Annotated in this window: 13 protein-coding genes and 1 tRNA gene; 7 read left to right on the top strand and 7 right to left on the bottom strand. The window is 47.5% G+C overall.

The window, feature by feature from the left end:
• Nucleotides 1-6: 6 nt before the first annotated feature.
• Both C5O19_RS10690 and C5O19_RS10695 read right to left on the bottom strand, forming a co-directional pair.
• Entirely contained in the window at nucleotides 7-231 is a 225-nt protein-coding gene (locus C5O19_RS10690; RefSeq protein ID WP_104712007.1) for a hypothetical protein, read from the bottom strand.
• Nucleotides 232-448: 217 nt separating this feature from the next.
• Nucleotides 449-808, bottom strand: coding sequence for a hypothetical protein (locus C5O19_RS10695; protein WP_104712008.1), 360 nt, complete (start codon nucleotides 806-808; stop codon nucleotides 449-451).
• Nucleotides 809-892: 84 nt separating this feature from the next.
• On the opposite strand from C5O19_RS10695, the gene C5O19_RS10700 reads away from it, so the two are divergent.
• Together C5O19_RS10700 and C5O19_RS10705 are read left to right on the top strand one after the other, a co-directional pair.
• Entirely contained in the window at nucleotides 893-1570 is a 678-nt protein-coding gene (locus C5O19_RS10700) for a DUF3431 domain-containing protein (protein WP_104712009.1), read from the top strand.
• Nucleotides 1571-1639: 69 nt separating this feature from the next.
• Nucleotides 1640-2404: a hypothetical protein gene (locus tag C5O19_RS10705; RefSeq protein WP_104712010.1), complete on the top strand. Its 765-nt coding sequence runs from the start codon at nucleotides 1640-1642 to the stop codon at nucleotides 2402-2404.
• Between the two features lie 115 nt (nucleotides 2405-2519).
• Here the strand turns inward: C5O19_RS10705 and C5O19_RS10710 are convergent, their stop codons facing one another.
• Complete coding sequence (locus C5O19_RS10710; protein ID WP_104712011.1) at nucleotides 2520-3746, bottom strand: serine hydrolase domain-containing protein; 1227 nt, start codon at nucleotides 3744-3746, stop codon at nucleotides 2520-2522.
• A 1078-nt stretch (nucleotides 3747-4824) separates the two neighbouring features.
• Here C5O19_RS10710 and C5O19_RS10715 point away from each other — a divergent pair.
• Nucleotides 4825-5640, top strand: a complete 816-nt coding sequence (locus C5O19_RS10715; RefSeq protein WP_262509718.1) for a DNA/RNA non-specific endonuclease — start codon at nucleotides 4825-4827, stop codon at nucleotides 5638-5640.
• Nucleotides 5641-5800: 160 nt separating this feature from the next.
• Here C5O19_RS10715 and C5O19_RS10720 read toward each other — a convergent pair.
• Nucleotides 5801-5884, bottom strand: a tRNA-Leu gene (locus C5O19_RS10720).
• Between the two features lie 135 nt (nucleotides 5885-6019).
• On the bottom strand, nucleotides 6020-7258 hold the full coding sequence (locus C5O19_RS10725) for an ABC transporter permease (RefSeq protein ID WP_104712013.1): 1239 nt from the start codon (nucleotides 7256-7258) through the stop codon (nucleotides 6020-6022).
• A gap of 219 nt (nucleotides 7259-7477) precedes the next feature.
• Between C5O19_RS10725 and C5O19_RS10730 the strand changes: the two genes are divergently transcribed.
• Nucleotides 7478-8740, top strand: a complete 1263-nt coding sequence (locus C5O19_RS10730; RefSeq protein WP_104712014.1) for an asparagine synthetase B — start codon at nucleotides 7478-7480, stop codon at nucleotides 8738-8740.
• Between the two features lie 64 nt (nucleotides 8741-8804).
• On the opposite strand, the gene C5O19_RS10735 is transcribed toward C5O19_RS10730, so the two are convergent.
• Nucleotides 8805-9770 (bottom strand): DNA/RNA non-specific endonuclease, encoded by a 966-nt coding sequence (locus C5O19_RS10735; RefSeq protein WP_104712015.1) that lies wholly within the window; start codon nucleotides 9768-9770, stop codon nucleotides 8805-8807.
• A 141-nt stretch (nucleotides 9771-9911) separates the two neighbouring features.
• On the opposite strand from C5O19_RS10735, the gene C5O19_RS10740 reads away from it, so the two are divergent.
• The 3 genes from C5O19_RS10740 to C5O19_RS10750 all read left to right on the top strand — a co-directional run bounded on the left by C5O19_RS10740 (nucleotide 9912) and on the right by C5O19_RS10750 (nucleotide 12800).
• Nucleotides 9912-10736 (top strand): purine-nucleoside phosphorylase, encoded by an 825-nt coding sequence (locus tag C5O19_RS10740; RefSeq protein WP_104712016.1) that lies wholly within the window; start codon nucleotides 9912-9914, stop codon nucleotides 10734-10736.
• Between the two features lie 180 nt (nucleotides 10737-10916).
• Nucleotides 10917-11402: a hypothetical protein gene (locus C5O19_RS10745; protein WP_104712017.1), complete on the top strand. Its 486-nt coding sequence runs from the start codon at nucleotides 10917-10919 to the stop codon at nucleotides 11400-11402.
• A 105-nt stretch (nucleotides 11403-11507) separates the two neighbouring features.
• On the top strand, nucleotides 11508-12800 hold the full coding sequence (locus tag C5O19_RS10750; protein WP_104712018.1) for a Gfo/Idh/MocA family protein: 1293 nt from the start codon (nucleotides 11508-11510) through the stop codon (nucleotides 12798-12800).
• A 154-nt stretch (nucleotides 12801-12954) separates the two neighbouring features.
• Here C5O19_RS10750 and C5O19_RS10755 read toward each other — a convergent pair whose 3' ends face one another.
• A complete protein-coding gene (locus C5O19_RS10755) occupies nucleotides 12955-13275 on the bottom strand; it encodes a tetratricopeptide repeat protein (RefSeq protein ID WP_104712019.1) in 321 nt (106 codons plus the stop codon).
• Between the last annotated feature and the right edge of the window lie 7 nt (nucleotides 13276-13282).

Here is a 13282-nt window from a genome sequence, read left to right on the forward strand (position 1 = left end):
TACGGTTTATACCTGATCGGACTGGCGGCTTTGCTCCCGGTCCCGATTTTGATCTTGATTTTGTCCCTGGCGACGGGTCATATCATCTTGCTGCATGTTTTCCCGATCCATGCCTTGTTGACGGCCCCCGGATTGTCCAGACTGTTGCGATTGTTGGTTGCCTTGGTTGCGATCCTGTTGCTGCTGGCCACCTTGTTGGTTGCCCTGCTGCGAGTTTGATTGATTCATCATGATTTAAATAATTGAGGTTTTGTTGCATAGCAGACGATTACTCGTCAGTAAGCCATGTCAAACATTCATGCCACAGCATTTTTCCATGAAAAAATATATTTTTTCATGGAAATAAGACCTCAATCTTTCCAGGTCTTGTTCGGCAATACTCAATTTTCCTCAGGTCAAGGTATAAAAAAAGAGCCCGAATGATTCGGGCTCTTTTTTTATAATCAGATTATACTAAAGGAATATCACGTTCGGGGCGAGCTTGGTCGCCAGCGAGTTCGTCGTCTTCTGGATAACGTTCTTCCAGATCCTTGTATTTCCGATCATGGGTTGCATTTGCGTCGTTCAAGAAAGCCTGTGTTTTGTTGGCATCTTCGCCGTAGGCTGGTTCTTCTTCTGTATCGCGTTCAATAGTATCGGCATCCTGTTCCGGATCATAAGGACCACCCACGGGTTTTTCGATGGGCTGCGTAATGGTGCTGTTATGACCTGCTTCGGCCGAAGATCCTTGATTGTTGGCTAAGTTCGTATCGTTGGCAGCTGTACCTAAGTTAGTACCCGCGTGTTTTTCGTTATGGCGATTAAACATGATTGTATTGTTTAGTGGTTATGGATATGCCTAGTAGTTAAAAAAAGCAATGCCACCCCTTTTCCATAGCCGTATTTTTGTCGCATGTTATACGAATTAGTAGTTGCTCATTACCAGGAAAATCTTAACTGGCTGCGGAAAGTCCCGCCCGCCATTCACCGAAGGCTGTATCACAAAGATTCAGCTCATACGGAGTCTGCCGGGATTCTTCTGCCTAACGAAGGACGGGAAGCACACACCTACCTGCATCATATCGTTGAACGGTACGATTCGCTGGCTGAAATCACGGTTTTTAGCCAGGGGAAGCCCTTTGACCACGCCTACGACTTTCACGCGACCCTCCGAAAAATAGCCAGTAATTCAGAACCCATCCGACCTTTTGAATGGTTGGGACACCTGATTGATACGGATGATTGGGAGGGCCGGCGGCTCTTTCAAACCTGGAGTAAAAACGAGGATGGTCGCGGGCTGGATTTAAAAGGATTTCACCAAAAAGTATTAGGTACGGATGGTCCGGAACGGTATACCTTCGTACTGGGGGCTCAGTTCATCATTCATCGGGAAATTATTCAACAAAAGCCGAAAAGTTTTTACCAGAATGCCCTGGAAGTATCCATTCATTTCCCGGATGCGGCCCATTGTTACGAGCGAAGTTGGGACAAAGTCTTTGACGTTCAGGGAATTCCCGAGGAAGTACTCCAGGGAAGGGAGACGGTTTATCTGAAACGTATGAAAAATCAACAAATATTAAACTCTGAGTAAGGAAGCTCTACCTTTGGAAAGACAATAGATTAATACATTATATTTTATAAGCGATTCACAGTTTTTCGTATGTTTCGGGTATCTAATTTCACGCTCTTTTTTCTCCTGTCGCTTTTTCTTTTTAGCTCTTGTGCCAAAGGCAGAGAAGAACTCTTTTCGTTTCCTAAAACTTTGACAAAGTCTTCAGTAAGACCTGTAGGTAAAGTGAGACTATTCTATGATAAAAAAGAAATTCTGGATCAGGCTATCATTAATCAGTTTTTAAACGATACTACATCCCAACCGTTTGCACTTTTACCCGGACAGCCTATAGGTTCTTTTTTGGGTAATGGAAATTTCCCTAACCCGTCGAAGCCTGATCCGCAAACCCGGAAGGATTACCTTTCCTATTCATCGGCTACGTCCGACGAAATTATTTTTACTTTTTTAACGAAAGACTCTTTACGGTTAGGTCAGGTAAATTACTTCGTGACGCATCAGGGCAATAGGTTCACCTTCACGAGTGCCCCATTGCATGAATCTTACTTACCCGAAAGCTCTTTATCCCCTATCAATGGAAACCTATACGAAACTTTCTATCCCGACTATGTCAATAAAAAAGCGGCAGTGCCGCATGTAGCTCCATCCACTACAAGTAAGGTACATATTATAAATGCTTCCGGTACATACAATGTCATTCATTTACCTATACTTTGTAGCTTCTACAAACGTCAAGGTTATCAGCAAGCGATTCGGGGTTCTGTTGCAGCCTTTGACGAGACTTATCCTTCCCGGATGCAACAAGGAGACACGTTAATCATTCAGGAATACATGCAAGAACTGAAGACAAAGTAATCGTAGTCTGGAAATGTCCCAGAGTGAATCAGACTTTGTTACTTGATAGGGCACCCAGGAATGCTCGTCCGAAAATGTCGCCTTAGCAGTAAATCGACATTTTCGGATTCTTATTTTACTTCTTCGGAAAAGCTTCCAGTACTTTCTTAATAAATCCATCCAGGGCTTTCTGATCAATCCAGCGAGCAACTACCACCAGCTCGTGTTCAGGATCAACGTAGATAATGTTTGTTCCGTTACCTACGTGCGTGAATGCCGTAACCGGAGCACTGGGCAGATACTTGCCCTCCGTATTCAGAAACCAGTTCATGTAACCATAGGTAGGCTGAGCAGTCGTGGGCGTGCGGGCCTGACTTACCCAGTTTTCCGAGAGGAGCTGCCGATCCTTCCAGCGGCCCTTATGCAAGGTCAGTAAGCCGAAGCGAGCCATATCGTAAGCATTGATGAACATTCCCCCTCCCCAGTGGCCTCCTCCGCTTACAGATTGTACGGGCTGACCGTCGAGTACGATCCAGGCGTTTCGGTACCCCGTCCACCGCCAGGTATTGGATGCACCAATCGGGTCCATGATCTGGGTTTTGAGCACTTCGGGGAGCGGTTTTCGCCATATACTCGTAGCCGCCAGAGCCAATGCATTTACCCGAACATCATTGTATTCGTAGACACTACCCGGCGTGTGTCGTTTCCGGTTCAACCACTCGGAGGACTGAGCGGCCGGGCGATCTGCCCATTCGGGTTTGCCCCAGAGGGTACCTTCCCAATCGCTCGTTTGCCGAAGCAGGTGGTCCCAGGTAATCGTACGGTTATGAGGTGTATCAAAGGGCCGCAGTAATTCCGGTTGACCTAGTTCGTCCGCGGGTCGTAAGAGAGGTTGGCCATAGACTTCAATGGGAGGTACGTAAGGAGCTACGGTGTCGTGTACACTACGAATCAGTCCTTGATCAACGGCCAAACCAACGACGGAAGAAAGGAAGCTTTTCGTAACGCTGTGCGTCATATCGCAACGCAGCGGCTCCCCCCAGTTTGCAATCAGGTATCCTCTATAGATGATAAGTCCGGTAGGTTCGCCCCGTTCGGCAAAAGGGCCAATCGCAAAACCGTACGGCTCTTTCCCAAAGCTTTGGTAATGGGATTGCTCCATGCTACGGGGATTTTTACTTTCATTGGCCTTCGCAAACGCTACGGCTTCCTGCATCCGGGCGGCATCCAGTCCGAATTCCTGCGGCGTTCGATGTTCCCACTGCTGAGCCGTTGGGAAATAGGGAGCTTCTGAGATTTTCTTTTTCTGGGCAAAAGCAGCCCCTATGCTTAAGCAGAGCAAAGCCAATAGAAGTCGGAACATACGCTTGTTTATCTTTCCGGACGAAACTACTCCTCTTCTTTTCGATTATGGCAGGTTTAAGATTAACCATGAAAAAGCGTAGATCAATTCGTCACCTCAGAAGTTGAACCCTGTTTAGATGATTCTTCTGAAAAAGAGAGTAATAAGAACTCTTCTTACGGAAGTATTGAGCAATTTTTTATTACTGCTTTACTGAAAACCCAGAAAAAAGCTCTATACTTGAGCCATAGTAAGCGTTCCGCCATACGCTTCACGATTGACCGCCACTACTCGTGAGAAAAGGCATGTAGCTTTGAGCTACTTGCTCCCGATATCGCAAGGTATTGGGAGTTTTATTTCCAAACCCTCTCGCTTCTCGTTTTTGCTCTGAATTTTGTCTTCTGTATCAGGTAGTAGCCTTTGCTTTACCACAAGCACTGCTTCGCCCAAAAAGGAATGAATTTAAGTCTTTTGTTGAGAGTACTGGTCTATAAGGTTGATTAAGCGGTTTATTCTCCTAACGAAGTACTGTATGGACACAAAAAATAAAGCTTCCTCCGATTCTTCAGAAGAAGCCTTACTTGGATACATATAGGTAGGTGGATAAAAAACTCAGATTAAAACAAACACACTACTTCCTCAACAAGGTCTTTCTATAGTGGAAACTCATAATCACTTGAATCATTCCCTGGATGATTGGAGAGAATGAAGGTATATTAACTAGAAAGCCCCACCGGTCTGATAGTAGAGATTTCTATACAGCTTTTCTGTAATCGAGACGACACAAATGTAACGGATATAAATATACGACAAAAGGCTTAATTCTATTAGATCTGTACCCTAGTTTTTTAGGGGGTTGCAGTGATGTTGGATGAGAAAGCGTTCATTTCAACTCCACAGCCCTAATGCTAAGTAAGCCAGTGCTAAGCAAAAGTTGGTTTCTATTTTATACCCTGATCTAGGCTATAGTACAGCTTTTAAACGATAGAATCCATTTATATTCGTCGTTGAATTCCGTCTGATACATCCTTGAATTTATATATTTCCGCTCTTTCGAACCGTCAGTAAAACGTCCCTTTATTCTCTACTTTTCGCCTTTTTGCTACTGGCAGATTCCTGTAGCAGAAAGCCTCTGGTTGCACCCACAAATGACCGTACACTGCCGTTACAAGCTTACCTGGGGCTTCCGTCCCGACAGTCAGGGAATTTACCCAATGATAGTTCGGAGTACTTGCTCTACAAACCGGCGTTTGTTGTTTCTTACCAGCCTGCCAAAGGAGTAGCCCGGTGGGTAAGCTGGCATCTGCAAAGCAGTGATTTAGGTACTGCTGATCGTCAGGATGATTTCAGACCCGACGAGGATTTACCCCGTAACTTTCCTCTGATCAAACCTACCGATTATACCAATAGTGGATTTGACCGTGGCCACCTGTGTCCATCGGGCGATCGAACGGCTACGCAGACCGCCAACTCCGCTACGTTTGTCATGTCGAACATGATTCCTCAGGCCCCTAGTTTAAACCGGGGAATCTGGAATGATGTAGAGGAGTATTGTCGGACCAAAGTAAAATTAGGTTACGAGGCCTACCTCTACGCGGGTGGCTATGGAGCGGGTGGTAAAGGCTCCAACGGATCAGCCACGACGATTGCCAAAGGGAAAGTAAGCGTGCCTGGTCGCTGCTGGAAAGTGATTCTGATTATGCCCGAAGGCGACAATGATTACGCTCGCCTGGAAAAGGAGTCGATCGAAGTGATTGCCGTTGATATGCCCAATTCTCAGGACGTTGCCGGTACGGGTTGGCGACGCTGGCAGCTATCGGTTCGGCAACTGGAAGGACTAACGGGCCTTGACTTCTTTTCGGCCCTTCCCCGTTCCACCCAGGACCGAATTGAAAATCATACGCCAACCTTTTGAGAAAATCCGCAGTAATCGGACCATCAAAAGCTACTGTGTGTGGGGAAGGGCAATTCCTTCTCCCGTTTCAACTTTTGAAACTAGTTGAATAACGTTTCATTGAAAAAGCAAAAATCCCTCTTAACTACCTGCCGAGCAAGCAACTAAGAGGGATGACCAGTACCCAGAGCCGGAGTCGAACCGGCATGTCCGTGAAGACAATGGTGTTTGAGACCATCGCGTCTACCGATTCCGCCATCTGGGCAACTCGCGTATTCGCGTTTGGGAGTGCAAGTATACACCTTGAAAAGGCCCTTTGGCAAGTTTTCCAGAGAAAACTTTTTGCTTTTTTCAGAACCAGCTGACGTCCAAACGTTTAAAATGGCTTGCAGCTTCGGCCTTATTCATATCGCAGGGCCTCAATCGGGTCGAGGCGGGAGGCTTTCCAGGCGGGATAAAATCCAGAGAGTAAACCGACGATCACACAGACGACAATGCCAATGATCATCCAACCCCAGGGAACAATGAAACTGGCGGTACCTTGACTGATCAGTTGTGAAACTACGTTACCAAAGACCAAAGCCAGTACTAGTCCGGCCAGTCCACCCAATACGCAGATGACGATAGCCTCAATTAAGAACTGCTGACGAATGCGTTTGGGCGTCGCTCCCAGCGATTTACGTATACCAATTTCCTGCGTACGTTCGGTAACCGACACCAGCATAATGTTCATCAGAGCAATACTGGCACCCAGCAAGGTGATGAAGCCAATCCCAAGACCGCCCAGGGTCAATTGCTCGTTAATTTCCTTGAAATTCTGGGATACGGCATCGGCTCGTTCAACCTGAAAGGAATCTTCCTGCGTAATGGCATCTTTACGGATGAGTCGCATCAGGCCTCGGGCTTCGTCCATGAGCAGCTCCACCCGGTTCAGGCCGGGTACGCTGGTAGTAATGCCAAAGGACAAACTGCGGGTACCCGCCAGCTGACGAGCCGTTTCGATAGGAATGAACACTTGGCGATCGTCCCCGCCACCGGTGAGATTACCCTTTCGTTCCAGTAAACCGACAATCCTGAATTTCGAACCCAGCACACTGATTTCCTTTCCGACTGGCTTGGTCGTCCCAAACAAATTCGTGGCAATCTCTGCTCCCAGAATAGCTACTTTGGTTGAATTGGAAATATCGTTAGCCGAAAAATTACGCCCGTCCTGAATCTTGTAACTTTTCACGGCAAAGAAATTTTCATCCACGCCCGTAACCGACACATTGGGATTACTCTTCTTGCTCTCATATTTGATTTGGGCAGTTCCCGTAACCATGGTCGACAGGGATACTGTGGCCCCAAAACCAAAGCGTTGCTTGTACTCCTGGGCTTCCCGGTACAGAATGGGGCCAAACACTTTTCGACGGCGTCCACCGATCCGAATGCCCATTTCTTCGCCTTCCGTTATATCAAACGTGTTCGCTCCCAGTCCGGCAAAGCTATTATCAATACTACTTTGGATGCCATCAATCGCCGTCAGGATTCCAACCAAACTACTGATTCCAACGGCAATGATGAGCGAGGTCAGTACGGTCCGAAGCAGATTAGTACGGATCGAACGCAGGCCTTCGCGTATGTTCTCAAGAAAATCCATGAATTAAGGTAACTAATCTCGTTGAAGCTCCTCGTACTGGTCCGCAATTTTAGCGACTTTGATTCTGAAAAAATTGATTAAATTGAGGATTCAACTGTTCATGAATCATCCTAGATTGGACGATTAAAATTTCACTAAACAGATCAATACGGCTGATCCTAACGTTACTTTCAAACTACTGATCAAAGTTCGTGGCTGTTTTTGAAAATTACTGCACCAATGAAACGACTAATCCTTCCGTTTATCCTTTTCCTGCTGGTTTGCGGTTCAGTACGGGCCTCTCAAATCCTGATTCCGATGGACGAGTCCCAGAAAAATCACCTGAAAGCCTATGGATTGACCTATTGGGTTCTGAAAAACTACGAAACGGAAGTAGAGTGGCTGTTGAATTACCGGGGTGGAAGTTTCATGTTTCCCGAAAACCAGAAATTTCAGAATGAGCTGGTCATTCGGGGTATTTCCTACGAAGTCATTTCGGATGGGCAGGCTCAGCAAATCCGGCAGGAATTGCAACAACCCGACGTCAATATGGACGTAGTCAAACTCCAGAAAGCCCCAAAAATTGCCGTATATAGTCCGAAGGTTAGTCAGCCCTGGGACGACGCCGTAACGCTGGTACTGACCTATGCCGAAATTCCTTACGAGACCGTCTATGACGACGAGGTTATGAGTGGAAAGCTGCCGACTTACGACTGGCTACACCTGCACCACGAAGACTTTACGGGCCAGATGGGCAAATTCTGGCAACACCGAAACTATCCTTATTACCAAACCCAGAAACGGGAAGGTCAGCAAACCGCTAGCAAGTACGGCTTACAAACGATTCCTCAACTGAAGTTTAACGTAGCTAAAAAGATTCAGGAATTTGTATCCGGTGGGGGCTATATGTTTGCCATGTGTAACGCTACGGATACCTATGATGTGGCTTTGGCTGCTAATGGAGTCGATTTTGTGGATGCATTCTATGATGGTACACCCGCGGACCCGAACATCAACCAGAAACTGGATTTTTCTCAAACGTTCGCATTTAAGGATTTTAAAGTGATTCTGGACCCGTATCAGATTGAGTTTTCGACCATCGATAGTCAGCCCGACGAACGTCGATTGATGGAGTCGAACGATTACTTCCAGTTGTTTCAATTCTCCGCCAAATGGGACGCCGTACCTACCATGCTTACGCAAAACCACGAAACGACGATCAAAGGATTCATGGGTCAGACGACGGCTTTTAAGAAAGAATTCATCAAACCAGAAGTACAGGTCCTGGGCGAAAATCGTTCGGTTGGCGAGGCTCGCTACATCCACGGTACGTACGGCAAAGGCTTCTGGACCTTTTACGGCGGTCACGATCCGGAGGATTACCGGCACGAAGTGGGCGAAGAACCCACGGACTTGAACCTCCATCCGACTTCACCCGGCTATCGCCTCATTTTGAATAACATTCTCTTCCCGGCGGCCAAGAAGAAAAAGATGAAAACCTAGTGGCCTGGCACAAAAAAAGGTACGGACTCGCATCCGTACCTTTTTTTGTGCTAGGCCCTCCCTCCTATTTCTCCCGACTAAACCAGGCTTTCACATCGTGCTGGGCTTCGAATTTGGCCTGTTGTGCCTTGGGTAATTTCGCGAAGAAATCGATACCCGTTTTCTTTTCCACTTCATCAATAGAGGTCGTGAAATCCTGCATATTGACGTTTACCCAGCCTTTATTCCCGATTAAAAAGGCAATAGCTTCCTGTCGCTTCGGATCATAAATGAGCTTGTAATAATATTCGGGTACGGCGATGTCAGTACTCTTACCAATAGTCGGCAATCCTTTGCGTAGTACGGGTCCCGTTACAATGACCAGATCTCCGCGTTTCTTGGTCCAGCTGCGTACCCGTTGCTCGATATGGCTCCAAATGCCCGTATTGAAATCATGGGCCTGCGGCGACATATTACTCATGTAGAAGCTTTCATTTTTCAGCTTTTGATCGTAGTTGAAATCACCCGCCGGAGCCAGGTGTCCACGATCGTAACCCGTATTGGTGTAATCGTTTGGTAAAGCCGTTTTCGTTTCTACCAGCGGATCGGGCTGAAAACTATCCGCCCGGCGGGCATTTCCTTTCTTATTCAACAGAAAATGAACCACCCACGCGGCTTGCTCGTACGGTTCCTCATAATCAAGAATGTAGCCTCTCCGGCGAATGATCTGGGCGTTTTTGTCGTAAGCGGGCAGGTAGTCCTCCAGGCTTCCCAAAGAAGTAGAAGCCGAACCCGTATTCTCCTGACTGTCGCTGGCTTCTGAATCATACGACTCATCCGACGAGCGTTTCCGACGGTCGGTTCTTTCTTCGTTTGAATCAGCCGTAGAAGAACGTCTGGGTTTCTTAATGCCAACCAGCTCGTAGAAATCCGCCTTGATCATTTCGAGCGGATGCGGCTTATTACAATACCTCAGAACCAGACCGATTCCGATTAAAAACAAAAGAAAAACAAGGCGATTATTACGCATCCCTCTGGTACGTGGCATCATGAATGGGTAAAAAGTGTAATTAAAAACGACGCAAAGATGAGTTGATTTTATGGGGTTCGAGTAAAAATAAGAGATAAAATGCGGGCAAGTTTTTTTAGTCAGGGCTCGTACTATCTTCGCAGAAACCCTTTACTCCATTCTATGACGCTCGAAACCATTCAGGAGGCCAGTCAGGCCATCCGCAATCAATTTCCTGATTTTCACCCTACGTTAGGGATCATTTTGGGTACGGGTCTGGGCCATCTGGCCAGTGAAGTACAGGTTCTTGGAGCGATTCCTTATGATCAGATTCCGCACTTTCCTTTGTCCACTGTCGAGTCCCATTCGGGTAAGCTACTACTAGGTACGCTAGCGAGCCAGTCGGTGGTTTGTTTACAGGGACGCTTTCACTATTACGAAGGGTATTCCATGCAGCAGGTGACCTTCCCAGTTCGGGTAATGCACGCCCTGGGCATTCGGCATTTATTCGTTTCCAATGCGGCGGGCGGCCTGAACCCGGCCTTCCGTACCAGCGATCTGATGATCATCGACGACCATATTGCTCTGTTTCTACCCGAAAGTCCGTTGCGGGGGTTCAACCCACCGGAGTTCGGTCCCCGTTTCCCGGATATGAGTGCTCCCTACGATGCCGTGTGGATTCAACAAGCGAAAACGATTCTCAATGACCTCGGTCTGCCGCCGCATACGGGCGTGTATACCAGCGTACAGGGACCGCAACTCGAAAGTAAAGCCGAGTACCGTCTGTTACGTCAACTGGGATCAGACGCCGTGGGAATGAGTACCGTACCCGAAGTACTGGTGGCCCGACAAATGGGCATGCGGGTGTTCGCCTGCTCCGTAATCACGGATTTGTGTATTCCTGAAACGTTGAAAGAAGCTAAACTCTCCGAAATACTGGCCGCTGCGGCGAAAGCGGAACCGCATTTGAGTCAGCTTTTCAAACGGTTGATTGAACAGATGGACTGAGTTGCAGAAATTAAAGTTTTGTCATTCCAACGCCAGTGGTTTGGATGGGGTCATTTGTAGACTGGAAAAGTTCTGTAATGCATGAAGCTCGCCTATACGTTAAAAACGATCACGCAAGCTTTTTAAAGGAACAGACTTTAAGTCAGACTTATGTACTCAACCACACAAACCTTTTTACGTATGAAGAACTGGTTCGGACTACTGATCTTATCTATCCTGTTTCTGGGTTGTCAATCCAAAGAGAATTTACCTAAAGAAACGTATACTATATTACCTAATCATTATATTGATCTTTTGGGCCCCGATACTCTTCGTCGTAGTAGATTTCTTATTCTTGAGAAAGCTCCTACCTACGTAGCATATTATAACGCTGACGATCATGATTTAAAGAATTGCTACGATTGTGGTTCTCCGGTTATTATTTTCGAATTTGATCCGAGTCTTCTGTCCTTTCGTTATAGTACCGCCCGTGAATTAAAAACTGCCAACGTTATTTCAGGTTGGAGTAGTGGAATCGGTGGTCCTCAAGGATCTCGGGTTCAGTCTGGTACCATTACTGGCCAGAAGCAAGGCCCCCATCAATGGCTCATTTCGATGGATCTGCCTGCGGATTCATCTATTTACTTTAAAGGTTTCAAGAAAACGGCTTTGTATAAGGTACGGTAATACCGGGTATAGAGGCTTAAAAAGCAGCAAGGAACTCCCTCATCCAAACACTCTGCGTATATTTGACTCAAAGCCTCAGGCTTTCGTCTTATATCTCTAGCCTCTATGAACCGAAGAACTTTTCTGGAAAGCACGTCCAAAGCTTCCCTGGCCTTCTCGGCTACGCCCCTGCTTTCGTCCTTTATCCGTACCGAAAAGTACAAGACTGCTCTGATCGGCTCGGGCTGGTGGGGAATGAATATTCTGCGTTGTGCCGTTCAGGCGGGGCAGTCGAAAGTAGTAGCCCTGTGCGATGTCGATACACGTCAGATCAAATCCGCCCAGCAGGAACTTAGCAAACTGACCAGCGATCAGCCCAAGGTCTACCGCGATTACCGCGAAATGCTGGCTAAGGAAAAACCAGAAATTGTGATTGTCGCTACTCCTGACCACTGGCATCCGCTCTGCTGCATTGCGGCGATCGAATCCGGGGCTCACGTGTACGTGGAAAAACCCATCGGGCATACGCTAATGGAGGGCCGGGCGATGGTTAATGCCGCCCGTAAGCACAACTGTGTCGTACAGGTAGGTACGCACCGCCGGGTTTCGCCCCACAACGTTTCCGGAATGGATTTTCTGAAATCCGGTAAAGCCGGCAAGGTGGGCATGGTACGGGCCTTCGTGCACTACGGTGGTGGCCCCGGCGAGAAAACGCCCGCCCAGGAGCCGCCGAAAGAACTCGACTGGGATTTCTGGTGCGGACCCGCTCCGCTCGGCGAGTATCACGCCAGTATGCATCCGAAAGGTTTCCGGTTACACCTCGATTACGCCAATGGGCAATTGGGCGACTGGGGTATCCACTGGCTCGACCAGATTCTGTGGTGGAGCGAAGATCCCTTTCCGAAACAGGTGTACTCGACGGGTGGCCGGGCCATTCGTCGCGACGACACCAATGCTCCCGACCATCAGGTAGCCGTCTGGAAATTTGATGATTTTACGGTGGAATGGGAACACCGCCTGTTCGCTGGCAACGAAGCCGAAAAAGCCAATGTAGGCTGCTATTTCTACGGCACGGAAGGTACCTTCCACATGGGCTGGACGGACGGGTGGACGTTTTACCCATCGAACAAAAACAAACCCGTCATCCACCAGGACCCTTCCCTCGATTTACCTGATCAGCAGAATATCGCCGGACTCTGGCGTAATTTCCTTGATTGTATTTCTACGGGTAAACGCCCCGTTTGCGACATCGAAATCGGGCATCGCTCCACTAATATGGCCCTACTGGGTATGCTGTCCTATAAACTCGGTCGCAGTATCAATTGGGATGGCCAGAAAGAACTGGTCCTCAACGATGATGAAGCCAATAAACTACTCCGCCGCGATTACCGGGGGCAGTGGCAGTATCCTTCGGTTTAGTTGATGGTTTATAGGTGTTGGTTGTTTGTAGGCAGAGTTCGGTAGGCATTATTATCATTGCAAGCCTAAATAGACCCCACTACGAACAACCAACCATTTAAACTCATACAAGACTATTCACCCACTGTTAAAAACCATCAACTAACAACCAAATTTACATTTCCCACTCATCCATCCAGCGTTGCAAGGCTCCTTTGAGTTCGCGTAAAGCGTGAAAGTCTTTCGCCTGCTCGGCCTGATGGATGCCTGCTTCATAAATCGCTTTGGCTTTGTCTTCCTCACCCGCCTCGGCCCAGAATTGCCCCGCGTGATAATACGTAGGAACGTATCCGGGGAAATCCTGTACTAATTTATCGTAGCCCTCGCCTGCTTTCTGAGGGTCAGACTTCTGGTATTCGAGCGTTAAGGCATACCAGTTAAAGGGATCATTCGGTTCTTCTTGACAAAACACCAGTAATTGTTCGAGTCGATTCATACAATCT

Origin of the sequence: Siphonobacter curvatus (assembly GCF_002943425.1) — a bacterium.
Classification (GTDB): domain Bacteria; phylum Bacteroidota; class Bacteroidia; order Cytophagales; family Spirosomataceae; genus Siphonobacter; species Siphonobacter curvatus.